The following is a 22,307-nucleotide window of genomic DNA, read 5'->3' on the forward strand; positions in this document are numbered from 1 at the left end:
CCCGACCCTAGTGCGACCGTCCGGACGCGCCGCCGTCAGCCCGGGACCGCCACCGGCTCACCGCCGCGGCGACGGCGGCGGCGATCCCGGCCTGCGCTCCGACCGCGATGCCGGTCGCCAGCGCCGGCGCCCCGACCTCGGCGAGGGCGCCGTCGCCGAGGGAGCCCGCGGCCACCCAGACCCCGACGGCGCTCAGCAGCCCCAGCAGGACGCCGGCCGCCACGCCCCACAGGCCGGCGATCACCGGGCCGCCGTCGTCCAGGCCCATCCGGCGGCCGAGCACCGCGCCGGTGACCAGGCCGGCCAGGGCCGGCACCGCCTGCGAGACGAAGGCGAGCAGCGGCACGGCCTGGGTGTCCGGCAGGGCGGCGAGCAGCGGCAGGGCCGGGACGGCGGCGAGCGTCACGCCGTGCACCGAGACCAGCGTGCCGGTGCCGACGAGGAAGCCCGGGCCGGCGGCCAGCCCCAGGACGGCGGCCGCGGCGTTGGGCAGGAGCAGCAGCGCGAGGCCGAGCAGCCCGAGCGCGCCGGCACCCGCGCCGCCGAGGCCGCCGGACAGCGCGGCGTACCCGCTCGCGTCGTCGGCCACCGCCACGGCGACGACGGCCAGGCACAGCGCCAGCAGTGTGAGCACCCCGGCGACGACGGCGCGCAGCAGCGGGCGCACCGCCCCGGGCGCGGAGTCGAGCAGGGCGTCCAGCCCGCCCGACTCGCGCAGCACCCCCCAGCCGCAGGCGATCAGTGCGAGGACGGCGGCGCCGGCCGCGGTGCGCAGCAGCGCCACGCCGGCGTCGGGCTCGTCGAGGACCAGCCCCAGCAGCACGGTCAGCACCGTGTGGACGGCGACCATCGCCGCCGTCGCCCATGCCGCCGCGCGCGGGGGGACCTCGCCGGAGACGTGGACGGCGAACCGGCCCGCGCGGGCGAGCCCCCAGGCGATGCCGAGGGTCAGCAGCAGCGGGGCCAGCCGCAGCGGACCGGACGGCAGGTCGAGCTCGGCGCCGTTGGCCAGCAGCCACAGCCGCCCGGCCAGCGCGGCCGAGCCGCCGACGGAGAGCCCGCCGGACGGGTCGAGCGTCGAGACGACGACGACCGCGACACCGAGGCCGACCAGCCCGGCCAGCGAGACCGCCGCCACCGCGGCTCCCGCCCAGCCCAGGAGCGGTCCGCCGTCCCGCCCGGATCCGGGCAGCCGGGCGAGCAGGGCCCGTGGGGAGGAAACGGCCATGGGTCCACTGTCCCAAGGCCGTCCGCCGGATCGTCGGCGCACGCGCCGGAGAGCCCCGAACGCGACGACCGCCGGCGGCCCGGAGGCCGTCGGCGGTCGTGGCGTGCAGTGGGTCAGGCGGTGGGCCCGCTCGGCTGCTCACCGGACGCGCTCGAGCCGCTCGGGCCCGGCTGCCCGTACGGCGGGGGCGGCGGCGTGCCCTGCCCCGTGGGTGCCGGACCCGGCTCGCCCGCCGGGGCCGGACCGCCCTGCCCCGCGCCGGGAGGAGGCGGCGGCGGGGCGTACTGCTGAGGCGGCGGGCCGGCGGGCGCGCCGGGCTGCTGCCCGTACGGCTGGCCCGGGCGGCCGGGCTGGCCGCCGAACTGGCCGGTGACGTCCGGCGCCTGCTGGTTGGCCCACTGCGCCGCGTTGGCCAGGCCGCCCGGCAGCGCCGGCCGGTTGCGCAGCTCGGGCAGCAGGGAGAGGAGCGCGAACACCGTGATCGCCGCGGCCACGAGCAGGCCGAGCAGCGCGAACACGAAGAAGCCGCCGCCGAGCGACTGGATCCAGGCGATCAGCGTCAGCAGGAGCCCGAGACCGGCCAGCCCGACGGTGATCCAGCCGCGCGGGAAGCCGAGCTTGACCTCGTAGAACGCCGGCAGCACCGCCCACACCGCGGCGAGCAGGAACAGGAAGAAGGCGAACTTGACCAGGCCGCTGGTCCAGCCGCTGAGCGACTCGTCGATGAACGTGGCGTCGTCCGGGACGCCGAAGACGTAGTCGCTGAAGTCGAACCAGGGGAAGAACGACAGGATCAGGTAGATCAGCGTGCCGCCGGCGATGACGTAGTGCGCCATCTTCAGCTTGGCGGCGTCGAACGAGACACCGGCCCCGGCAGCCGCGGGCTGCCCGTAGGGGTTGAAGCCCGGCTGCTGCCCGTAGGCGGGCTGGCCGTAGGGCTGCTGGCCGTAGCCGGGCGGCGACCCGTAGGGCTGCTGGCCGTAGCCGGGGGGCGGTCCGTAGGGCGGCTGGCCCTGCGGCTGCTGACCGTAGGAGGGCTGCCCCTGCTGCGGGTACGGCGGCTGCCCCGGCTGCTGACCGTAGGGCTGCCCCGGCGCGGGCGGGGGAAAGCCGGGCTGCTGCCCGTACCCGGGCTGCCCGCCCTGCGGCGGCGGCCCGTACCCGCCCGGCGGCTGCGGGGGCTGACTGGAGGTCATGACGGGGTTCTCCTCAGTAGTGACAGGCCTGCGGAGCGCATGGTGTCCGCCCTGGTCGCTACGCGCAACACTGGCACGCCCGGTGTCCCCTGTCCGTGATCGGCGTCCTCTCGGCCCGGACACACCGCTGCCCGGCGACCCCATGAGGTCACCGGGCAGCGGCCATGACGTAGAAGGACCACCCTTCCCCCCACGCCTCGCAAGCTCGGCCCGGGCCCCTGAAGGGTGGCCGAATTCAGCTGACGATGTCCCGCATGAGCTTCGCGGTCTCCGACGGCGTCTTGCCGACCCGCACGCCGGCGGCCTCGAGGGCCTCCTTCTTGGCCTGCGCGGTGCCGGAGGAGCCGGAGACGATCGCGCCGGCGTGGCCCATCGTCTTGCCCTCGGGCGCGGTGAAGCCGGCGACGTAGCCGACGACCGGCTTGGTCACGTTGGCCTTGATGAAGTCGGCCGCGCGCTCCTCGGCGTCGCCGCCGATCTCGCCGATCATCACGATCGCCTCGGTCTCCGGGTCGTCCTGGAACGCCTGGAGGCAGTCGATGTGCGTGGTCCCGATGACCGGGTCGCCGCCGATGCCGACGCAGGTGGAGAAACCGATGTCCCGCAGCTCGTACATCATCTGGTAGGTCAGCGTGCCCGACTTGCTGACCAGGCCGATCTTGCCCTGCTTGGTGATGTTGGCCGGGATGATGCCGGCGTTCGACCGCCCGGGGCTGATCAGGCCGGGGCAGTTCGGGCCGATGATCCGGGTGGAGCCGCCCTGGGCGTGCGCCCAGAAGTAGGTCGAGTCGTGCACCGGGATGCCCTCGGTGATGACGACCGCGAGCCCGATCTGCGCGTCGACGGCCTCGATGACGGCGCCCTTCGCGCCGGCCGGCGGCACGAAGATGACGCTGACGTCGGCGCCGGTCTCCTTCATCGCCTCGGCGACGCTGCCGAAGACCGGCACGGTGGAGCCGTCGAACTCGACGTTCTCGCCGGCCTTCTTCGGGTTCACGCCGCCGACGATCGCCGTCCCGGAGGCCAGCATGCGCTGGGTGTGCTTGCGCCCCTCCGAGCCGGTCATGCCCTGGACGATGACCTTGCTGTTCTCGTTGAGGAAGATCGACATCTCTCTGGATTCCTGTTCGGACGGGGCGGTCAGGCGGCGAGCTCGGCGGCCCGGCGGGCGGCGCCGTCCATGGTGTCCACGACGGTGACCAGCGGGTGGTTGGCCTCGGCGAGGATCCGCCGGCCCTCCTCCACGTTGTTGCCGTCGAGGCGGACGACGAGCGGCTTGGTGGCCTCGTCGCCGAGCAGCTGCAGCGCGTGCACGATGCCGTTGGCGACGGCGTCGCAGGCGGTGATCCCGCCGAAGACGTTGACGAACACGCTCTTCACGGCCGGGTCGGACAGGATGATGTGCAGCCCGTTGGCCATGACCTCCGCCGAGGCGCCACCGCCGATGTCGAGGAAGTTGGCCGGCTTCACCCCGCCGAACTCCTCGCCGGCGTAGGCGACGACGTCCAGGGTGCTCATGACCAGGCCGGCGCCGTTGCCGATGATGCCGACCTCGCCGTCGAGCTTGACGTAGTTGAGGTCCTTCTCCTTGGCCGCGGCCTCGAGCGGGTCGGCCGAGGCGGTGTCCTCGAGGCCGGCCCGGTTGTCGTGCCGGAAGGCGGCGTTCTCGTCGAGGGTCACCTTCGCGTCCAGGGCGAGGACGGTGCCGTCGGGCGCCTTGGCCAGCGGGTTGACCTCGACGAGGGTGGCGTCCTCCTTCTGGAAGACCTCCCACAGCCGCTGGGCGACGGCGATGACCTGGTCGCGCACCTCGGCCGGGAAGTTCGCGGCGTCGACGATCTCGGCGGCCTTGGCCTCGTCGACGCCCTGGGTCGCGTCGACCGGGATGCGGGCCAGCGCCTCGGGGCGCTCGACGGCGAGCTGCTCGATCTCCATGCCGCCCTCGCGGGAGGCCATGGCCAGGAAGGTCCGGTTGGCGCGGTCGAGCAGGTAGGAGAAGTAGTACTCCTCGGCGATGTCGCTGGCCTGGGCGACCATCACGCGGTGGGTGATGTGGCCCTTGATGTCCAGGCCGAGGATGTCCTGCGCGCGCGCCTTGGCCTCGTCGGGGTTGTCGGCGAGCTTGACGCCGCCGGCCTTGCCGCGGCCGCCGACCTTCACCTGTGCCTTGACGACGACGGGCTGGCCGATGTCGCGGGCGATCGCCTCGGCCTGCTCCGGGGTCTCGGCGACACCACCGGGGAGCACGGGCACGCCGTGCGACGCCAACAGGTCACGGGCCTGGTACTCGAAGAGATCCACGAACAGGCACCGTAGCCCGAGCGATTTTCGCCCGCTCCACCGGCAAGGGTGAGGTGCGGCGCATCACATCGGCGCTCGTTGGCTACTGGCGCGTAACCCCGTGCCGAGTCGCGCGTTGAGGAGTGGGCCGGGTCACGACGACCCGCTCCCGACGCCGAGGAGGCCGCCGAGGTGCGCCGAGCCGCCATCGTCCTGACCACCAGCGCGCTGACCGCGGCCGGGCTGGCCGTGCTCGCCCCACCGGCGTCCGCCGCCGACATCGTGCCGCGCGACCTCACCATCACGGTGACCCACATCGGCCCCGAGGACCGGACCTGCCGGATCGACGCCGACCTGTACCTGCCGACCGGTGTCACCGCGCAGCGGCCCGGCCCCGCCCTGCTGGCCACCAACGGCTTCGGCGGCACCAAGGCCGACCAGGCCGACCTCGCGCAGGGCTTCGGCGAGCGCGGCTACGTGACCCTCTCCTACACCGGCCTGGGCTTCGTCGACGGCGACCCCTGCCCGATCACGCTCGACGACCGCGAGCACGACGGCGCCGCGGCCGCCCAGCTGGTGCGCTTCCTCGGCGGCGACCCGTCGATCACCGCCGTCGACGACGCGACCGGGCAGCCGGTGCACGTCGACCAGGTGATCCGGCAGGACGCCGTGACCGGCACGCCGCACGATCCCGCGGTCGGCATGATCGGCGGCTCCTACGGCGGCCAGATCCAGTTCGCGACCGCCGCGGTCGAGCGCGCGGCCGGCACCGACCGGCTCGACGCGATCGTCCCGATGATCACCTGGAACGACCTGGCGTACTCCCTCGACCCAGAGAACAGCGGCCTGCCCGGCGGCACCGCGCGCAGCGGCTCGACCAGCTACGCCGGCAGCGGCGTCTTCAAGTACCAGTGGTCGGCGCTGTTCACGACGCTCGGCGTGGTCAATGGCGCCGAGGACCTGCAGGCGCTCGCCGACCCGGCGAGGTTCCGGACCTTCGTGGACCAGAACTGCGGCAACTTCGACCCACCGGTCTGCCGGGCGCTGCTGGAGGTCGCCGCCCAGGGGTACGCGAGCCAGGCCTCGATCGACTTCCTGCGGTCGAACTCGGTGGCGAGCTACGTCTCCGACGTCCGGGTCCCGACCCTGCTCGCCCAGGGCCAGGCCGACACGCTGTTCAACCTGCAGGAGTCGGTGGCGACCTACACCGCACTGAAGGGTCAGGGCACGCCGGTGGCGCTGCAGTGGCAGTCGTGGGGCCACAGCAACCTGACTCCCGTGGCCGGCGAGCTCGACGAGCGGCATCCGGCGTCGTCCTACCAGGGCCGGCAGGCGATCGCCTGGTTCGACCACTACCTGCTCGGCCGCGGCCCGGCGCCGAAGCTGGACTTCACGTACTTCCGCGACTGGGTCTTCGCGGCGACGGGCGACGCCGCCCGTGCCTATGCCTCGGCGCCGGCGTTCCCGGTCGGCCGCGAGCGGACCCTCTACCTCTCCGGCGACGGGGCGCTGGTCGACAGCCGCGTCGCCGTGGTGCCGGGCACGAGCGGCTACAGCGGCGTCGCGCCGGTCGGCCCCAACTACACCGAGACGTCGTTCCTCGACCAGAGCGGCCCGGTGACCGACCCGCCGGGGACGGCGATCCGGTTCGCCACCGCACCGCTGACCCGGCCGCTCGACGTCGTCGGCTCCCCGCGGCTGACCGTGCGGCTGGACTCCCCCGCCGCGCTCACCCAGGGCGCCGGGCCGGCCGGGCAGCTGGTGGTCTTCGCCAAGCTCTACGACATCGGCCCGGACGGCGCGGTCGAGCTGCCGCACCGGCTGATCTCGCCGGCGCGCATCGGCGACGTGACGCAGCCGGTGACCATCGAGCTGCCGGGCATCGTGCACCGCTTCGAGCCCGGCCACCGGCTGGCCGTCGTCCTCGCCGGTGGCGACCTGGCCTACCGCGGGTCGACGGCGCCGCAGCCGGTGACGCTCACGACCGGACCTGGCGCCGTCCAGCAGGTGACCCTGCCGGTGACCTCGTGACCGCGCGGCTGGTCTTCCCCGCCTCAGGCGGGGGCGCCGACGTGCTCGCGGACCCAGTCGACGATCTCGGTGGTGGTGGCGCCCGGCGTGAAGATCCTGGCCACGCCCAGGCGCTCGAGCTCGGGGATGTCCGCGTCCGGGATGATCCCGCCGCCGAACACGACCACGTCGTCGATGCCGCGCTCGCTCATGAGCTCGGCCAGCCGCTGGAACAGCGTCATGTGCGCCCCGGAGAGGACTGACAGGCCGACCGCGTCGGCGTCCTCCTGGACGACGGTCTCCACGATCTGCTCCGGCGTCTGGTGCAGGCCGGTGTAGACGACCTCCATGCCGGCGTCGCGCAGCGCCCGGGCCACCACCTTGGCGCCCCGGTCGTGCCCGTCGAGGCCGGGCTTGGCGATCACCACCCGAATGCGTTCCTCCGCCACGGCAGGCAGCGTAGTGGCGGCGGTCACAGCCGCCGGGTGGCCGGCGTGCGCCGCAGCCGCCAGGCCAGGACGGTGAGCAGCGCGTAGGCCAGGCCGGCCACCACGAGGCCGGCGCCGGGGACGGTCCACTCCAGCTCGGTCGAGGCGGCCGCATCCCGGGCGCCGGTCAGCCCGGCGGCCAGCACCGCGACCGCCAGCGCGAGCAGTGCGCCGACCGTGGCCAGCCGCGGGCGCAGCGACGGGGCGATGACCGAGCAGAGCACGACCGCGCCGGCGAGCAGCAGGCCGCCGAGCAGCGCCAGGCCGGGCCGCTCCAGCAGGGCCTGCGGCCCCTCCTGGGTCACGACGGTCTGCAGCCCGGTCGAGGGGTCGGTGACGATCCGGTCGGGGACGTCGGCCGCGGGCAGGCTGAGGCAGAGCACCGTCGCGACGCCGACCAGGACGGCGCCGCCGGCCAGCGACGAGCGGGCGGGGTCGAGCGTCCCGCCGTCCTCCATGACGGTGCGGCCCCACGCCACCGCCGCGCAGAGGCCGGCGAGCACGGTGAGCGCGAGCGAGACCACGCCCAGCACCCAGCCGGGGCCGACCTCGACCGTGCTGGTCAGGACCCGCTCGCCGGCGAGGACCTCGACCCCCGGCCGGGTGGTGGAGCTGCTGCCGCGGTAGAGCTCGATGAGCAGCTCACCGACCGCGAGCGCGGCGGACACCCCGGCGTAGGCCAGCCCGAACTTCGGCACCAGGCCGCGGACGAGGGTCCCGCCGACGACGAGGTGCGCGACCGGGACCAGGAGCGCGACGAGCACGCTGCCGACACCGCTCGCCAGCGACACCTCGGTGCCGCCGACGACGAGGTAGGTGGGCACCAGCCCGGCGACGGCGGTCAGACCGGCCAGCACGAGGAGAACTCCGGTGACCCGGGCGGCCGCGGGAACCGGGCCGACGACGAGCGCGTCCGCCGGCGCCGCGCCGTCCCTGCGGGCCCCCGTGCGGCGGGCGGACGGCTTACCGGGGACCCGGTCAGGACGGGACCGGCCGCCGTCCTTCCGGCTGGCGGCGCGGTCGCGGGCGGGTCCGCTTCGGGCGTCGCGGGCGGGCACGGCTCCCCCTTCGGGCAGGAACGGTCACGAACAGGCCTCGATCCGCCGATGAGCAGCAACGCTTGTGTGACGCCTACCACACACGGGCATTACCGTCGCGTGAACGGAGCACAACGGATGTGCTCCGCCACCGGCGGGCAGGTGGTCCCGGACCTCTCCGGTGGGAGCAGACGGAGGTAGCTGTCCATGCGCCCCACGAGCGATCCGGGCTCCGGTCCAGAGTCGCACACCGGCGCCGATCCCTCCGTTCCGCCACGAGGGGGCCTGCGCTCCCTCTGCACCGCCGCGACGCTCACCGGGGGGCTGACCGAGCTCGCCTGGGTGGCCGGTCACGCGCTGCTCTACCCGCTCGGCACGCGCACCGAGGTGCTGCGTCCCGACGGACGATTCCGGCCCGGCGTCCAGCCGCCGGCCGTCCGGGCGCTGTTCGCCGGTGACCCGCTCGCCTCGCGCATCCCGGTGCTGCTCGTGCACGGGCTGATCGACAACCGTTCGGTCTTCGCGGTCATGCGCCGCAGCCTGCGCCGCCGCGGGTTCTCCTCGGTCTGCTCGTGGAACTACAGCCCGCTGCTGCGCGACGTGGCCCAGGGCGCCCGCGAGCTCGGCGAGCACATCGAGACGATCTGCGAGGAGACCGGCCACGAGCGGGTGCACGTGGTCGGGCACAGCCTCGGCGGGCTCATGTCCCGCTACTTCGTCCAGCGCCTCGGCGGGGATCGCCGGGTGGAGTCGCTGGTCACGCTGGGGACGCCGCACGAGGGCTCGGTGTGGGCGCACGTCGTCCCCGCGCCGCTGATCCGGCAGCTGCGGCCGGGCTCGGAACTGCTGCAGGAGCTGGCCGAGCCGGCTCCGGGCTGCACCACGCGGATCACCGCGATCTACAGCGACATCGACCAGATGGTCGTGCCCACGAGCTCGGGCCGGTGCGATCACCCCCACCTCGGCGCGCGCAACGTCCTCGTCCGCGGCGTCGGGCACCTGTCGCTGCCGATCCACCGGGGCGTCCTCGACGAGGTCGCGGCCACGCTGGCGGGCGTCCGCCGGCCCGCCGTGACGGCCCCGATCGCACCCGCCGCCGTCGCCTGAGTCCCACTCGCCACATACGGAACGCGGTCGGCACGACACGTGCCGCACGGTGCTTTGTCGACTCCTGACGCATCGTTACCGTCCGGTCACGGCCCCGGTACCAACCGGTGGCCGTCGATCCACCGGAAGGTGCACCCGTGTCCAGCTCCCTGGTCCTTCCCCGGCCCGGGACCCTCCCCGCTGCCGCCCCTGCGGTCGAGAAGGCGGCCGAGGGTGAGCGGAGCGAGCCGACCCGCCGCCTGTCCGCACTCTCCGCACGACGGCTCCCCCAGCCGCCCGGCAAGCGGGCACCCCTGTGGCTGGCCGCCCTCATCGCCGGCGCCGTGATCGCCGGCATCCCGGCCTTCACCGGCGGCGGCGCCACCGACATCTCGGCCACGGCCGCCGACTACGGGCTCGGCACGGGCTCCGACATCGGCATGACCGGCGGGCTGGAGGACGCCGCGGCGCGGCAGAGCATCACCGAGGCCGAGGCGCAGGCCCGCCTCGGCGAGCTGGCGGCATCCCGCGCCGCCCGCGAGCCCAAGACGGTGCTGCCCACCCAGGGCCGGCTGACCACCTGCTTCTGCACGCGCTGGGGCACCATGCACTGGGGCATCGACCTGGCCGCTCCCCTGGGCACGCCGATCTACGCCGCCACCGACGGGGTCGTGCTCCGCGCCGGCCCGGCGTCCGGGTACGGCAACGCGGTCTACATCCAGGACGCCGACGGCAACGTGCAGATCTACGGCCACATGCGCTACTACGACGTGGCGGCCGGCGACGTCGTGCACGCCGGCGACCAGATCGCCAAGGTCGGCAACCAGGGCCAGTCGACCGGCCCGCACCTGCACTTCGAGCTGCACCGCGGCGGCATGACCGGCCGGCCGTTCGACCCCCAGGAGTGGCTCGCCGAGCGCGGCATCACCGTCGGCTGATCACTCCCGGGGTCGACCTCGGCTCTTGCGGTGTTGTTGCCGCTCGTGCGGTCGTGCGCGGCACCGCGGAAGCACGCACGACACCGCAAGAGCATTCCGGGGGCGGCGCCTCAGAGCTTGACGAGCGGGGCGTAGCGCAGGACGAGGCGCTTCGTGCCGCCGGAGCCGAAGTCGACCGTCGCCTGGGCCTTGTCGCCCACGCCGTTGACCTCCACCACGGTGCCCATGCCGAACGCGTCGTGGCTGACGCGGTCGCCGACGTCGACGGAGATGACCTCGCGGTTGCCGCGGCCGCCGCGCAGTCCGCCGGTCGACAGCCCGGTGGCGGCCACCCGCTGCTGGGCCGAGGAGTAGGACGTCGACGCCGGGGCCGGCTCGGTGCGCGCCCAGTGCACGGTGTCGGCCGGCATCTCGTCGAGGAACCGGGACGGCGGGTTGTACGCCGGCTGCCCCCAGCTGGTGCGCACCTGGGCGCGGGAGAGGAACAGCCGCTGCTGCGCCCGCGTGATGCCGACGTAGGCCAGCCGGCGCTCCTCCTCCAGCTCCCGCGGGTCGCCGAGCGCGCGCAGGTGCGGGAAGACGCCGTCCTCCAGGCCGGTCAGGAAGACGACCGGGAACTCCAGCCCCTTGGCGGTGTGCAGGGTCATCAGCGTGACCACGCCGGCGTCGTCCCCGGCGACCGGGACCTGGTCGGCGTCGGCGACCAGCGAGACCTGCTCGAGGAACTCGGTGACCGTCCCCCCGGGGCTGGCCGCCTCGAACTCGGCGGCCACCGAGATGAGCTCGTTGAGGTTGTCGACGCGGCCCTCGTCCTGGGGATCGGTCGACGCCGACAGCTCGGCGAGGTAGCCGGTGCGGTCGAGGATGCTCTCCAGCAGCGCGGCCGGGCCCGAGCCGGTCTCGACCAGCTGCTCGAACTCCTCGAGCAGCGCCACGAACTCCTGGATGTTCTTCAGCGACCGCGGCGCGAGGGTGGTCACCTCGCTGCACCGGCGCAGCGCCGTGGCGAAGGCGATCCGCTCGCGGTCGGCGAACTGCTCGATGCACGCCTCGGCCCGCTCGCCGATGCCGCGCTTCGGGGTGTTGATCACCCGGCGGAGGCTGACCACGTCCGCGGGGTTGGCGACCACCTTGAGGTAGGCGAGCGCGTCGCGGACCTCCTTGCGCTCGTAGAAGCGCACCCCGCCGACGACCTTGTAGGGCATGCCGACGCGGATGAAGACCTCTTCGAACACGCGCGAGGCGTTGTTGGTCCGGTAGAAGACGGCGATCTCCTTGGGCGCCGCCTTGCCCTCGTCGACCAGCGCGTCGATCTGCTCGGCCACCCACGCGGCCTCGTCGTGCTCGTTGTCGGCGACGTAGCCCTCGATCAGCTCGCCGTCGCCGGCGTCGGTCCACAGGTTCTTGGGACGGCGGCCGGTGTTCTTGGCGATGACGGTGTTGGCCGCGCGAAGGATCCGCTGGGTGGAGCGGTAGTTCTGCTCCAGCAGGATCGTCGTGGCCTCGGGGTAGTCACGCTCGAACTCGTCGATGTTGCGGATCGTGGCGCCGCGGAACGCGTAGATCGACTGGTCGGCGTCGCCGACGACGCAGAGCTCGGCCGGGGGCACCGGCCCGCCGGGTGGCCCGACCAGCTCGCGCACCAGCACGTACTGCGCGTGGTTGGTGTCCTGGTACTCGTCGACCAGCACGTGCCGGAAGCGGCGGCGGTAGTGCTCGGCGACGTCCGGGAACGCCTGCAGCAGATGCACCGTCGTCATGATCAGGTCGTCGAAGTCCAGCGCGTGCGCCTGGCGCAGCCGCTGCTGGTAGAGCTTGTACGCCTCGGCCAGCACCTTCTCCGGCGCCGTCTGCGGGACGTAGCTCTCCTCGTCGATCAGCTCGTTCTTCAGGTTGGACACCTGCGCGGCGAGGCTGCGGCCGGGGTAGCGCTTCGCGTCGAGGTCGAGATCGCGGGCGACCATCGTCATGAGCCGGACCGAGTCGCCCTGGTCGTAGATGGTGAACGACGACTTCAGGCCCAGCTTGGCGGCCTCGGCGCGCAGGATCCGCACGCACATCGAGTGGAACGTCGACACCCACATGGCGCGGGCGCGGGGGCCGACGAGGTTCGCCACCCGCTCCTTCATCTCGCCGGCGGCCTTGTTGGTGAAGGTGATCGCGAGGATCTCGCCGGGCTGCACGTGCCGCGCGCCGAGCAGGTAGGCGATCCGGTGGGTGAGCACACGGGTCTTGCCCGACCCGGCGCCGGCCACGATGAGCAGCGGACCGCCCTCGTGGACGACGGCGTCGCGCTGCGGGCCGTTCAGGCCGGCGAGCATGCGGTCGAGGTCGCGACCCGCCGAGCCCGGCGCGGTGCGCTTCAGGGTGGCGGTACCGGGAAGGGCTGACTGGGCGCTGCTCATGACGACATCACTGTAAGCCGGTCGGGTGACGCCCTTCCGGGCGCCGAACCGCCCGTCCCACCCGTCCCCTGTGGACTGCTGGCGCGGTCCGCGGTCGGTGTGGCACACTTCGCGCCGTGCTCGCCACGGTCAGCTTTTTTTACGGTCACCGGGATCCGGTGTCCGTCGCCGCTGGCTGAGCAAACCGCCGCAACCGACGCCCCGGGCCCGAGAGCCCGGGGCGTTTCTCGTTCTCGGGGTCGACGGCCCGGACCGCCCCTGAGGAGCACCTCCGATGAGCATCACCACCGCCGCCGCTGACGCCGCCGTCGACCCCACGGCCCGGATCGGCGAGCTGCGCACCGAGATCGACGCCTGCGACGCCGCGATCATCGAGCTCGTCCAGCGCCGGCTGGCCATCTCCCGGGAGATCGGCACGCTGCGCGCGGCCGCGGGCGGCACCCGCCTGTCGCTGGCCCGCGAACAGCAGATCCTCGCGAAGTTCCAGGGCGCGCTCGGTGCGGACGGTGCCACGCTGGGGATGATGCTGCTCCGCCAGGGCCGCGGCCGCCTCTGACGACGGGGCCCTACGACCGGCGCTGGTCGGCCGGCGGGAAGTCGGCCCCCCCGTCGCCGAACCGGGAGGCCCCGTCGGGCGCGCTGGTGTCACATCCGCCGTGCCTGTCCCGTCTTCATGGGTGTTCACCCGTTGAAGAGGAGTTCGTCATGGCACGCATCTCGCTCGACCCGCCCCGCACGCCGGTCAACCGGCTGGTCGCCTGGTACTCGCGACGGCGATTCGGGGTGGTCGCCGACCCGGCCGCCGCGATGGGGCACCACCCCCGGGTGCTGATCGGCAACGCCCGGTTCGAGATGGCGGTGGAGAAGTGGCACCGGCTCGACCCCACGCTCAAGGCGCTGGCCGAGCTGGCGTCGGCCGCCGCCATCGGCTGCTCGTGGTGCGTGGACTTCGGCTACTGGATCAGCACGAACCGGGGCGTCGATCCGGTCAAGCTGCGCGACGTCCCGCGCTGGCGGGACAGCGACGTCTACACCGACCTCGAGCGCACGGTGCTCGCCTACGCCGAAGCGGCGACGGCGACCCCGCCCACCGTGACCGACGAGATGGTCGCCGACCTGCGCACGCATCTCGACGACGCGGCGCTCGTCGAGCTGACGATGATGATCGCCGTGGAGAACGAGCGGTCCCGGTTCAACAGCGCGCTCGGGCTGACCAGCCAGGGCTTCACGGACCGCTGCGAGATCCCGGCGGCCCGCGTGGCACCGGTTCGGGCGGCGTCGTGACGGTCGGCGCCGGCGACGAGCTGCTCGCCGCGTTCGACCGGCACCGGCGGCTGCTGTTCACCGTCGCCTACGAGATGCTGGGCAGCGTCGCCGACGCCGAGGACACGGTGCAGGACGCGTGGCTGCGCTGGTCGGCGGCCGACCGCGGCGACGTTGCCGACGAGCGCGCCTACCTCGTCCGCATCGTCACCCGCCTGGCCCTGGACCGGCTGCGGTCGGCCCGCGCCCAGCGGGAGACCTACGTCGGGCCGTGGCTGCCCGAGCCGCTGCTGACCGACCCGGACCCCGGCCCGGCCGAGGCCGCCGAGCTGGGTGAACAGGTCTCCCTGGCGGTGCTCGTCGTCCTGGAGACCCTCTCGCCGGTCGAACGCGCGGTCTTCGTGCTGCGCGAGGTGTTCGGCATGTCGTGGGCCGAGGTCGCCGGAGTCCTCGACCGGTCGGAGGCCGCCGTCCGCCAGCTGGGGCACCGGGCGCGGGAGCACGTCCAAGCGCGCCGTCCGCGGTTCGACACCGACGCGCAGAAGGCGCGGGAGGTCACCGAACGGCTTCTGGCCGCCGCCGTCGGCGGGGACGTCGAGAGCCTGCTGGCGGCCATGTCACCCGGCGTCGTCCTCGTCTCCGACGGCGGCGGCAAGGTCTCGGCGGCCCGGCGACCCATCCTCGGCGCGGACAAGGTGGCCCGCTTCCTGGCCGGCGTCGGCCCGCAGGCCGCGGGACTCGGGCTCCGGATCGGGTTCGCGGAGATCAACGGCGCGCCGGCGGTCGTCGCGTGGACCGACGACGGGCCGTACATGGCCCTGCAGCTGGTCCTCGTCGACGGGCTCGTCGACCGGGTGTTCTTCATGGGCAACCCGGACAAGCTGGCCGGGATCGCCGGGGCGCCGGGCGGAACCTAGGCTGCGCCGGGTGACCAACCCGTTCGCCCGCCCGACGACGCCCGCGGAGCACGTGGAGCGCGCGCTCTGCGTGCTCGCCCACCCCGACGACGTCGACTTCGGCAGCGCCGGCACCGTGGCGTCCTGGACGGCGGCGGGCACCGAGGTCAGCTACTGCATCGTGACCGACGGGGACGCCGGCGGCTTCGACGAGACGCCGCGGCACGAGATGGGCCCGCTGCGGCGGGCCGAGCAGCGGGCGGCGGCCGCGGCCTGCGGCGTCGAGGACGTCCGCTTCCTCGGCTATCCGGACGGGCGGCTGGAGCTCACGCTGGACCTGCGCCGCGACATCAGCCGGGTGATCCGCCAGGTGCGCCCCCAGCGGGTGCTGACCAGCTCGCCCGAGCGGTTCTACGAGCGGATCGGGGCCAGCCACCCCGACCACCTGACGGTCGGCGAGTCCACGCTGCGGGCGGTCTACCCCGACGCCCGCAACCCCTTCGCGTTCCCGGAGCTGCTGGCCGACGAGGGCCTGGAGCCGTGGACGGTGTCGGAGGTCTGGCTGGGCGCCAGCCCGCGGGCCGACCACGCCGTCGACGTCACCGACGTCGCCGCCCGCAAGATCGAGGCGCTGTCCTGCCACAAGAGCCAGGTCAGCCACGTGGACGACCTCGAGGGCTTCGTGCGCGGCTGGATGGGCCAGACGGCGCAGCGGTTCGGCCTGCCGGAGGGCCGGCTGGCCGAGGCCTTCCACGTGGTGTTCACGGCATGAGCGCGCCCGGCGGCTGGGACGAGCTCGCCGACGGCGCCGTGGGCGGCGAGGTCACCCGCGGCCGGATGTTCGGCTCGCAGGGGCTGCGGACGGGCCGGAAGTTCTTCGCGATCTGGTGGCACGAGCGGCTGGTGCTGAAGCTGCCCGCCGAGCGGCAGCAGGCGCTGGTGGCCGCGGGCCGGGCCGAGCCGTTCGAGCCGATGGACGGCCGGCCGATGAACGGCTGGGTCGTCGTCGCCCCGTCGACCGAGTGGCCGTCGCTGGCCGAGGAGGCGCGCGCCTTCGTGGCCGCTCAGTCGAGCTGACCGGCCAGCTCGACGACGGCCCCGACCAGTTGCGGTCCGTCGAGCAGGGCGAGGTCGTTGTGGTCGGCGCCGGGCACCTCGACCAGCCGGACCAGGTCGGCCGCCGCGTCCGCCACGGCGCGGCTCTGCTCCGGCGGCACGATCGAGTCGGCGGTGCCGAGGACGACGACGGTCGGCACCCGCACGTCCGCGACGCGCTCGGCCACCGGGTAGCGGTCCCGCAGCAGCGCCCGGACCGGCAGGAACGGGTAGTGCACGCTGCCCACCGCCGCGAGGTCGACGAACGGGGAGCGCAGCACCAACCCGGCCGGCGGGTGCTCGGCGGCCAGCTCGGTCACCACGGCGGCGCCGAGGCTCTCGCCGAGGTAGAGCAGCCTGTCCGGCGGCACCTTCTCCAGCAGGAAAGCGCGGGCGGCCCGGACGTCGAGCGCCAGCCCCTCCTCGCTCGGGCTGCCGGGGTTGCCGGCGTAACCGCGGTAGTCGAAGAGCAGCACCGACAGCCCGGCGGCGTGCAGCGCCTCGGCCAGCGGCGCCCGCAGCCCGCGGTGGCCGCCGTTGCCGTTGGCGACCAGGACCGCCGGCGCCCCGTCGTCCGCCGCGAAGAACCACCCGCCCAGCCGCAGGCCGTCGGAGGTCTCCAGCGAGACCTCCCGCGCACCCGCCGGCACGGGTCCCGGCGACCCCTGCGGCAGGTAGATCAGCCGCCGCTGGAACGCCCACAGCAGCCCGGTCACGACGACGGCCACCAGGAGGACGACGAGCAGCGCACGTCTCACAGCAACCGGTTGGTCGCCGCCCAGCGGGTGAGCTCGTTGCGGTTGGACAGCTGCAGCTTGCGCAGCACGTTCGACGCGTGCGACTCCACCGTCTTCACCGAGATGAACAGCCGCGAGCCGATCTCCCGGTAGGTGTAGCCGCGGGCCAGCAGCTGCATGACCTCGCGCTCGCGGGCGGACAGCAGGTCCAGCCCGGGGTCGGTGGCCGGGTCCTCCGCGGGCGCCGGGGCGGGGCCGGCCGCGGCGAACGCGTCGAGCACGAAGCCGGCCAGCCGCGGGCTGAACACGACGTCGCCGTCGGCGACCCGGCGGACGGCGGCCAGCAGGTCCGGTCCGGAGATCGTCTTGGTCACGTAACCGCGGGCCCCGGCGCGGATGACCGCGATGACGTCCTCGGCCGCGTCGGACACCGACAGCGCCAGCCAGCGCACCGAGGGCAGCTCGGCCCGCAGGCTCTCCAGCACCGCCCGCCCGCCGCCGCCCGGCAGGTGCACGTCGAGCAGGACGACGTCCGGGACGGTCGCCCGGATGCCCTCGACCGCGCCGGCGACGTCCGCCGCCTCCCCGACGAACGTGACGTCGTCGCCCAGCTCGGCCCGCACCCCGGCGCGCACCATCGCGTGGTCGTCGACGACGAACACCCGCACCTCATCGGTCGCCACGGTCATGCGGACGCCTCCCGCGGCAGTTCGAGCTCCACTTCCGTCCCCTCCCCCGGCGCCGACCGGATCTCCGCCGTCCCGCTCAGCCGGGCCATCCGGCCGCGCACCGAGTCCCGCAGCCCGCGCCGGTCGTCGGACACCGTCTCCGGGTCGAACCCCTTGCCGCGGTCGCGCACGAACACCGACACCCGGTCCGGCGTGACCTCGGTGTAGAGGTCCGCGGAGGTCACCCCCGAGTGCTTGGCCACGTTGACCAACGCCTCCCGCGTGGCCGCGCCCAGGGCGGCGAGCGCGTCGTCGAGCGGGGCGTCCCCGACGACCACCGGGTCGACGGTGAGCGCGTGGTCGGCCTCCACCTCGGCGACGATCCGGGCCACCAGCCCGGCCCAGGTGCCGCCGGCCGCGACCTGCGGCTCGTAGAGCCAGGTGCGCAGCTCGCGCTCCTGGCCGCGGGCGAGCCGGCTGACCGCCTCCGCGTCGTCGGCGCTGCGCTGGATCAGCGCCAGCGTCTGCAGCACCGAGTCGTGCAGGTGCGCGGCGACCGCGGCCCGCTCCTCCGAGCGGATCCGGGCGGCGCGCTCGGCCTCGCGCGAGGCAAGCAGCCGCCGCCACAGCGGCGCGGTCGCCAGCACGATGCCGACGAGGATCACCAGGGTCGCCGCGAACCCGTTGCGGGCGTTGGCGAGCTGGCCGGTCGTCGCCAGCAGGAGGACGACGCCGCCCGCGGCCAGCGCGATCCCGCCGGCGAGCACCCAGCGGACGCCTGGGAGGGCGAGCGTGCGGTCGGTGTCCAGCTGCCGCCAGATCACCGCGAGGCCGACCGCGACCAGCACCAGCGGCAGGACGACGTTGCCGCTCCCCAGCGACAGCACCTGGCCGAACAGGACGACCGCGAGCAGGCCGGCGATGCCCAGCCCCACGAGCTGGCGAGTGCTCCGCGGCGTGGCCGACGACAGCGCGAAGACCGGCTCCGCGCCCTCCTCGGCGACCGGCATGGTCAGCCACAGCAGCCCGTAGAGGACGACGCCGACGCCGAGGGCGGCGAGGACGACGAAGGCGACCCGCACCATGAGCGGGTCCTGCCGCAGGTGCGCGGCCGTACCCGCGGCGACGCCGGCGAGCACGCGGCCGGAGCGCGGGCGCGCCAGCGGCGGCCGGGGCGCCTCTCCGGCGGCCGGCGGACCGGCGACAGGGCTGTTCACGTTTCCGATCGTCGCACCGTCCCTGCCCGGGAGAACACCGGTGATCACCCGGGTCGGGGGCGTGGCGAGGACCAGGGTCGGATGGGGGCGTTCCCCGATGGTCTTCTCCTGCCGTGCTGAGGACGCTTCTGCCATGACATCCGCACCGCCCCCCACACCGTCGGTGGACCCGGGCTGGGAGCCACCGGCGCCGCCGCCCGGCCCGCCCGCACGCACTCGGCTCCGCCGCAGCAACAGCGACAAGATGATCGGCGGCGTCTGCGGCGGCCTCGCCGAGTACAGCGGCGTCGACCCGCTGCTCTGGCGGGTCGGGTTCGTCGCCCTCACCCTCGCCGGCGGCTCCGGCGTCCTCGTCTACCTGCTGCTGTGGCTGCTCATGCCGTCCGGCGACGCCGTCCCGCACGACCGCCGGGCGCCGCTCGACCGGATCGCCGACCGCCGGGCCGCGGCCGGGCCGCGCTCGCCGGTCCCGGGCATCACGATCGCCGGCCTGCTGATCGTGGTCGGCGTCCTCGTGCTGATCGACCGGTTCAGCGTCTGGGAGATCAGCTCCCGCGGCTTCCTCGGCTCGGCGCTGCTCGTCGTCGGCCTCGGCCTGGTCGCCGCCGCCTTCGCCGGCGGCCGGCGGGCCCGCGGCGGGCTGATCGCCATCGGCGCCGTCCTGTCGCTGGCGGCGATCGGGGCCTCGAGCGGGCCGTGGCACTTCGACGGCGGCGTCGGCGACCGCACCTACCGGCCGGCCGGCGCCGGCCAGGTCCGCCCGGTGTACGAGCTCGGCGCCGGCGACCTGACCGTCGACCTCAGCGACGTGGCCCTGTCCGACCACAGCGCGCCGATCCGGACGCGCATCGACCACGGTGTCGGCGACCTCACGGTGCTCGTGCCCGACTCGGCCGACGTCCAGATCGACGTCGACCAGGGCATCGGCGACCTCGACGTGTTCGACGAGGGTGCGACCGACGGCTACTTCGCCGGCAGCGGTTCGGCCGCCTGGACCGACGACGGCGACCCCGAGTTCGTCATCACCATCGACTCCGGCGCCGGCGACGTGGAGGTGTCCCGTGCCTGAACCCGACTACAGCGAGTTCCCGACCACGCCCACCGCCTGGCAGGAGCGGGCCTGGCAGGAGGTGCAGCCGCTCACCACGGAGGACCTGCCCGTCCCGCCCCGCCCGCGGGTCGACCTGGTCGCGCTGGTCCCGGGCCTCGCCTTCGTCGTCCTGGCGATCGTGGTGCTCAGCGGCGTGGACGTGCCGCTCACCCTGTTCCACGACGGCGGCATCCTCTGGGCGGTGCTGATCGTCGCGGGGATCGTCCTGCTGCTGCGCGAGACGCGGCGAGCCCGCCACCGGCGCTAGCCGGTCGGGCGGACGCGAGGGCCCGGGGAGCAACCGCTCCCCGGGCCCTTCTGCCACGCTGCGGCCGTGATCCGGGTGCTGGTGCTGGTGGCGCTGCTCGCGGCCGCTGCCTGCGCCGGGAGCTCGGCCGGCACCTCCCCTGACGTGCTCGGCGAGTGGGTGCTCGTGTCCGGCGTACCGCAGCCCGCGGGAGTTCCCGCGACGCTGGTGTTCGAGGACAGCCAGCTGCGCGGGATCTCCTTCTGCAACCACTACTCGGGCGGCTACACCCTCGACGGCGACGCGCTGACGATCGACGGGCTGGGCGGCACCGAGATGGGCTGCGATCCGGAGATCATGGCCGCCGAGACCGCCTACCTGACCGCTCTCGGGGTGGCCGACCGGGCCGCCCGGGAGGGCGACGAGCTGGTGCTCACCGGCGCCGACGTCGCGCTGCGGTTCACCCGGCAGGCACCGGTCCCCGACCGGGAGCTGACCGGGACGAGCTGGACCCTCGACACCCTGCTGGACGGCGACGTGGCGTCGTCGGTGCTCGGCGAGGCGACCTTGCAGCTGGCCGACGACGGGACGGCGACCGGCTCGACCGGCTGCCGCGGCTTCGCCGGTCCGTGGCAGATCGCCGGCGACGTCCTGACCTTCGACGTGGCCCGCGACGACATCGGCTGCCCAGCGGACCTGGGACGCCAGGACGAGCACGTGCTCGCCGTCCTCGACGGCGCGCCGTCCGTCGCGATCGACGGCGACCGCCTCACCCTCGTCACGACCGACGGCCGCGGACTGGTCTACCGAGCGCGGTGATGGAGAGTGCCAGGGGCGCGTTCTCCGCGCCGTGGCACTCCGCTCACTCCCACTCGATGGTGCCGGGCGGCTTGCTGGTGACGTCGAGGACGACGCGATTGACGTCGCGCACCTCGTTGGTGATCCGCGTCGAGATCCTCGCCAGCAGGTCGTAGGGCAGGCGGGTCCAGTCCGCGGTCATCGCGTCCTCGCTGGACACCGGGCGCAGCACGATCGGGTGCCCGTAGGTGCGCCCGTCGCCCTGCACACCGACCGACCGGACCTCGGCGAGCAGCACCACCGGGCACTGCCAGATCTCCCGGTCCAGCCCTGCGGCGGTGAGCTCGGCCCGCACGATCGCGTCGGCCTTGCGCAGGACGTCGAGCCGCTCCTGGGTCACCTCACCGACGATGCGGATCCCGAGGCCGGGGCCGGGGAACGGCTGGCGCCACACCATCGCCTCGGGCAGCCCGAGCTGGACGCCGACCTCGCGCACCTCGTCCTTGAACAGCGTGCGCAGCGGCTCGACCAGCGTGAAGGTGAGGTCCTCGGGCAGACCGCCGACGTTGTGGTGGCTCTTGATGTTCGCCGTCCCGGTGCCGCCGCCGGACTCGACGACGTCGGGGTAGAGCGTGCCCTGGACGAGGAAGTCGATCGTCTCGCCGTGCGCCTTGGCGTCGCCGACGACGTCGAGCGCGGCCTGCTCGAAGACCCGGATGAACTCCCGGCCGATGATCTTGCGCTTCTCCTCGGGGTCGCTCACCCCGGCCAGCGCCGACAGGAACTGCTCGCGCGCGTCGACCACCCGCAGGTCGACCCCGGTGACGGCGACGAAGTCGCGCTCGATCTGCTCGGTCTCACCCTCGCGCATCAGCCCGTGGTCGACGTAGACGCAGGTGAGCCGATCACCGATGGCCTTCTGCACCAGCGCGGCGGCGACCGCGGAGTCGACGCCGCCGGAGAGCGCGCACAGCGCCCGGCCCTCGCCGATCTGCTCCTGGATCCGCGACACCTGCTCCTCGACGACGTTGGCCATCGTCCAGGTCGGCTCGAGGCCGGCGATGTCGAACAGGAAGTGCTGGAGCACCGTCTGCCCGTGCGCGGTGTGCCGCACCTCGGGGTGGAACTGGACGCCGGCGAGCTTGCGGTCGACGTCCTCGAACGCGGCCACCGGCGCCCCGGTGGAGGTGGCGGTGACGGTGAAGCCGGGCGGGGCCTCGGCTACGGCGTCCCCGTGGCTCATCCACACCGACTGCTGCACCGGAAGGGCGCCGAACAGCCGACCCTCGGTGGTCACCGTCAGCGGGGTGCCGCCGTACTCGCGGTTGCCGGTGTGCGCGACGGTGCCGCCGAGCGACTGCGCCATGGCCTGGAAGCCGTAGCAGATGCCGAACGCGGGGACGCCGGACTCGAACAGCGTCGGGTCCACCTGGGGGGCGCCGGGCTCGTAGACGCTGGACGGGCCGCCGGAGAGCACGATCGCGGCCGGCTTGCGGGCCAGGACCTCCTCCGCCGGCGTCGTCGACGGGACGATCTCGGAGTAGACACCGGCCTCGCGGATCCGCCGGGCGATGAGCTGGGCGTACTGCGCGCCGAAGTCGACGACCAGGACGGTCGGGAAGTCCACG

General features: G+C 74.1%; 22 protein-coding genes. 11 read left to right on the plus strand and 11 right to left on the minus strand.

The annotated features are described in order from the left end of the window. Positions 1-7: 7 nt before the first annotated feature. The 4 genes from AB3388_RS23540 to sucC form a co-directional block, all read right to left on the minus strand. Positions 8-1,228, minus strand: coding sequence for a cell division protein PerM (locus tag AB3388_RS23540; protein WP_495407747.1), 1,221 nt, complete (start codon positions 1,226-1,228; stop codon positions 8-10). A gap of 113 nt (positions 1,229-1,341) precedes the next feature. After that, positions 1,342-2,424 carry a hypothetical protein gene (locus tag AB3388_RS23545; protein ID WP_495407749.1) on the minus strand — a complete coding sequence of 361 codons (1,083 nt, stop codon included), beginning with the start codon at positions 2,422-2,424 and terminating at the stop codon, positions 1,342-1,344. Between the two features lie 235 nt (positions 2,425-2,659). Continuing rightward, positions 2,660-3,535 (minus strand): succinate--CoA ligase subunit alpha, encoded by an 876-nt coding sequence (gene sucD / locus AB3388_RS23550; RefSeq protein ID WP_495407750.1) that lies wholly within the window; start codon positions 3,533-3,535, stop codon positions 2,660-2,662. 29 nt (positions 3,536-3,564) lie between these two features. Beyond that, positions 3,565-4,725 (minus strand): ADP-forming succinate--CoA ligase subunit beta, encoded by a 1,161-nt coding sequence (gene sucC / locus AB3388_RS23555; protein WP_495407751.1) that lies wholly within the window; start codon positions 4,723-4,725, stop codon positions 3,565-3,567. Positions 4,726-4,896: 171 nt separating this feature from the next. Between sucC and AB3388_RS23560 the strand changes: the two genes are divergently transcribed. Next, positions 4,897-6,735: a CocE/NonD family hydrolase gene (locus AB3388_RS23560; protein ID WP_495407752.1), complete on the plus strand. Its 1,839-nt coding sequence runs from the start codon at positions 4,897-4,899 to the stop codon at positions 6,733-6,735. A gap of 23 nt (positions 6,736-6,758) precedes the next feature. Here AB3388_RS23560 and icmB read toward each other — a convergent pair whose 3' ends face one another. Continuing rightward, positions 6,759-7,163 carry a coenzyme B12-dependent isobutyryl CoA mutase small subunit gene (icmB, locus tag AB3388_RS23565; protein WP_495407753.1) on the minus strand — a complete coding sequence of 135 codons (405 nt, stop codon included), beginning with the start codon at positions 7,161-7,163 and terminating at the stop codon, positions 6,759-6,761. A gap of 23 nt (positions 7,164-7,186) precedes the next feature. Beyond that, a complete protein-coding gene (locus tag AB3388_RS23570) occupies positions 7,187-8,260 on the minus strand; it encodes a hypothetical protein (protein WP_495407754.1) in 1,074 nt (357 codons plus the stop codon). 186 nt (positions 8,261-8,446) lie between these two features. Here AB3388_RS23570 and AB3388_RS23575 point away from each other — a divergent pair, with 186 nt between their 5' ends. Both AB3388_RS23575 and AB3388_RS23580 read left to right on the plus strand, forming a co-directional pair. After that, positions 8,447-9,346 carry an esterase/lipase family protein gene (locus AB3388_RS23575; RefSeq protein ID WP_495407755.1) on the plus strand — a complete coding sequence of 300 codons (900 nt, stop codon included), beginning with the start codon at positions 8,447-8,449 and terminating at the stop codon, positions 9,344-9,346. Positions 9,347-9,483: 137 nt separating this feature from the next. Next, positions 9,484-10,263: a M23 family metallopeptidase gene (locus AB3388_RS23580; protein WP_495407756.1), complete on the plus strand. Its 780-nt coding sequence runs from the start codon at positions 9,484-9,486 to the stop codon at positions 10,261-10,263. Positions 10,264-10,373: 110 nt separating this feature from the next. Here the strand turns inward: AB3388_RS23580 and pcrA are convergent, their stop codons facing one another. Then, positions 10,374-12,668 carry a DNA helicase PcrA gene (gene pcrA, locus AB3388_RS23585; protein WP_495407757.1) on the minus strand — a complete coding sequence of 765 codons (2,295 nt, stop codon included), beginning with the start codon at positions 12,666-12,668 and terminating at the stop codon, positions 10,374-10,376. Positions 12,669-12,942: 274 nt separating this feature from the next. Between pcrA and AB3388_RS23590 the strand changes: the two genes are divergently transcribed. The 5 genes from AB3388_RS23590 to AB3388_RS23610 all read left to right on the plus strand — a co-directional run bounded on the left by AB3388_RS23590 (position 12,943) and on the right by AB3388_RS23610 (position 15,904). Beyond that, on the plus strand, positions 12,943-13,224 hold the full coding sequence (locus AB3388_RS23590; RefSeq protein WP_495407758.1) for a chorismate mutase: 282 nt from the start codon (positions 12,943-12,945) through the stop codon (positions 13,222-13,224). A gap of 149 nt (positions 13,225-13,373) precedes the next feature. Continuing rightward, complete coding sequence (locus tag AB3388_RS23595; protein WP_495407759.1) at positions 13,374-13,952, plus strand: carboxymuconolactone decarboxylase family protein; 579 nt, start codon at positions 13,374-13,376, stop codon at positions 13,950-13,952. Next, positions 13,949-14,848 (plus strand): RNA polymerase sigma-70 factor, encoded by a 900-nt coding sequence (locus AB3388_RS23600; protein WP_495407760.1) that lies wholly within the window; start codon positions 13,949-13,951, stop codon positions 14,846-14,848. Before AB3388_RS23595 ends, AB3388_RS23600 begins: the two co-directional genes overlap by 4 nt. A gap of 10 nt (positions 14,849-14,858) precedes the next feature. Next, positions 14,859-15,599 carry a PIG-L deacetylase family protein gene (locus AB3388_RS23605; RefSeq protein ID WP_495407761.1) on the plus strand — a complete coding sequence of 247 codons (741 nt, stop codon included), beginning with the start codon at positions 14,859-14,861 and terminating at the stop codon, positions 15,597-15,599. Then, positions 15,596-15,904: a TfoX/Sxy family protein gene (locus AB3388_RS23610; RefSeq protein WP_495407762.1), complete on the plus strand. Its 309-nt coding sequence runs from the start codon at positions 15,596-15,598 to the stop codon at positions 15,902-15,904. Before AB3388_RS23605 ends, AB3388_RS23610 begins: the two co-directional genes overlap by 4 nt. Here the strand turns inward: AB3388_RS23610 and AB3388_RS23615 are convergent. From AB3388_RS23615 to AB3388_RS23625, 3 genes are read right to left on the minus strand one after another with little or no spacing between them, the layout of a single operon-like run. Next, positions 15,892-16,680, minus strand: coding sequence for an alpha/beta hydrolase (locus AB3388_RS23615; RefSeq protein ID WP_495407763.1), 789 nt, complete (start codon positions 16,678-16,680; stop codon positions 15,892-15,894). The two genes, AB3388_RS23610 and AB3388_RS23615, sit on opposite strands and share 13 nt — an antisense overlap. After that, positions 16,677-17,348, minus strand: coding sequence for a response regulator (locus AB3388_RS23620; RefSeq protein ID WP_495407764.1), 672 nt, complete (start codon positions 17,346-17,348; stop codon positions 16,677-16,679). The genes AB3388_RS23615 and AB3388_RS23620 overlap by 4 nt, the downstream gene beginning before the upstream one ends. Further along, positions 17,345-18,544, minus strand: a complete 1,200-nt coding sequence (locus AB3388_RS23625) for an ATP-binding protein (protein ID WP_495407765.1) — start codon at positions 18,542-18,544, stop codon at positions 17,345-17,347. Before AB3388_RS23625 ends, AB3388_RS23620 begins: the two co-directional genes overlap by 4 nt. 133 nt (positions 18,545-18,677) lie before the next feature. Here AB3388_RS23625 and AB3388_RS23630 point away from each other — a divergent pair, with 133 nt between their 5' ends. The 3 genes from AB3388_RS23630 to AB3388_RS23640 all read left to right on the plus strand — a co-directional run bounded on the left by AB3388_RS23630 (position 18,678) and on the right by AB3388_RS23640 (position 20,700). Beyond that, positions 18,678-19,613 carry a PspC domain-containing protein gene (locus AB3388_RS23630; protein WP_495407766.1) on the plus strand — a complete coding sequence of 312 codons (936 nt, stop codon included), beginning with the start codon at positions 18,678-18,680 and terminating at the stop codon, positions 19,611-19,613. Further along, entirely contained in the window at positions 19,606-19,902 is a 297-nt protein-coding gene (locus AB3388_RS23635; RefSeq protein WP_495407767.1) for a hypothetical protein, read from the plus strand. The genes AB3388_RS23630 and AB3388_RS23635 overlap by 8 nt, the downstream gene beginning before the upstream one ends. Positions 19,903-19,968: 66 nt before the next feature. Continuing rightward, a complete protein-coding gene (locus AB3388_RS23640; RefSeq protein WP_495407768.1) occupies positions 19,969-20,700 on the plus strand; it encodes an META domain-containing protein in 732 nt (243 codons plus the stop codon). A 43-nt stretch (positions 20,701-20,743) separates the two neighbouring features. Here the strand turns inward: AB3388_RS23640 and guaA are convergent, their stop codons facing one another. Further along, positions 20,744-22,306 carry a glutamine-hydrolyzing GMP synthase gene (gene guaA / locus AB3388_RS23645; RefSeq protein WP_495407769.1) on the minus strand — a complete coding sequence of 521 codons (1,563 nt, stop codon included), beginning with the start codon at positions 22,304-22,306 and terminating at the stop codon, positions 20,744-20,746. Between the last annotated feature and the right edge of the window lies 1 nt (position 22,307).

The organism is Geodermatophilus sp. SMS 5-13 (genome assembly GCF_059428245.1).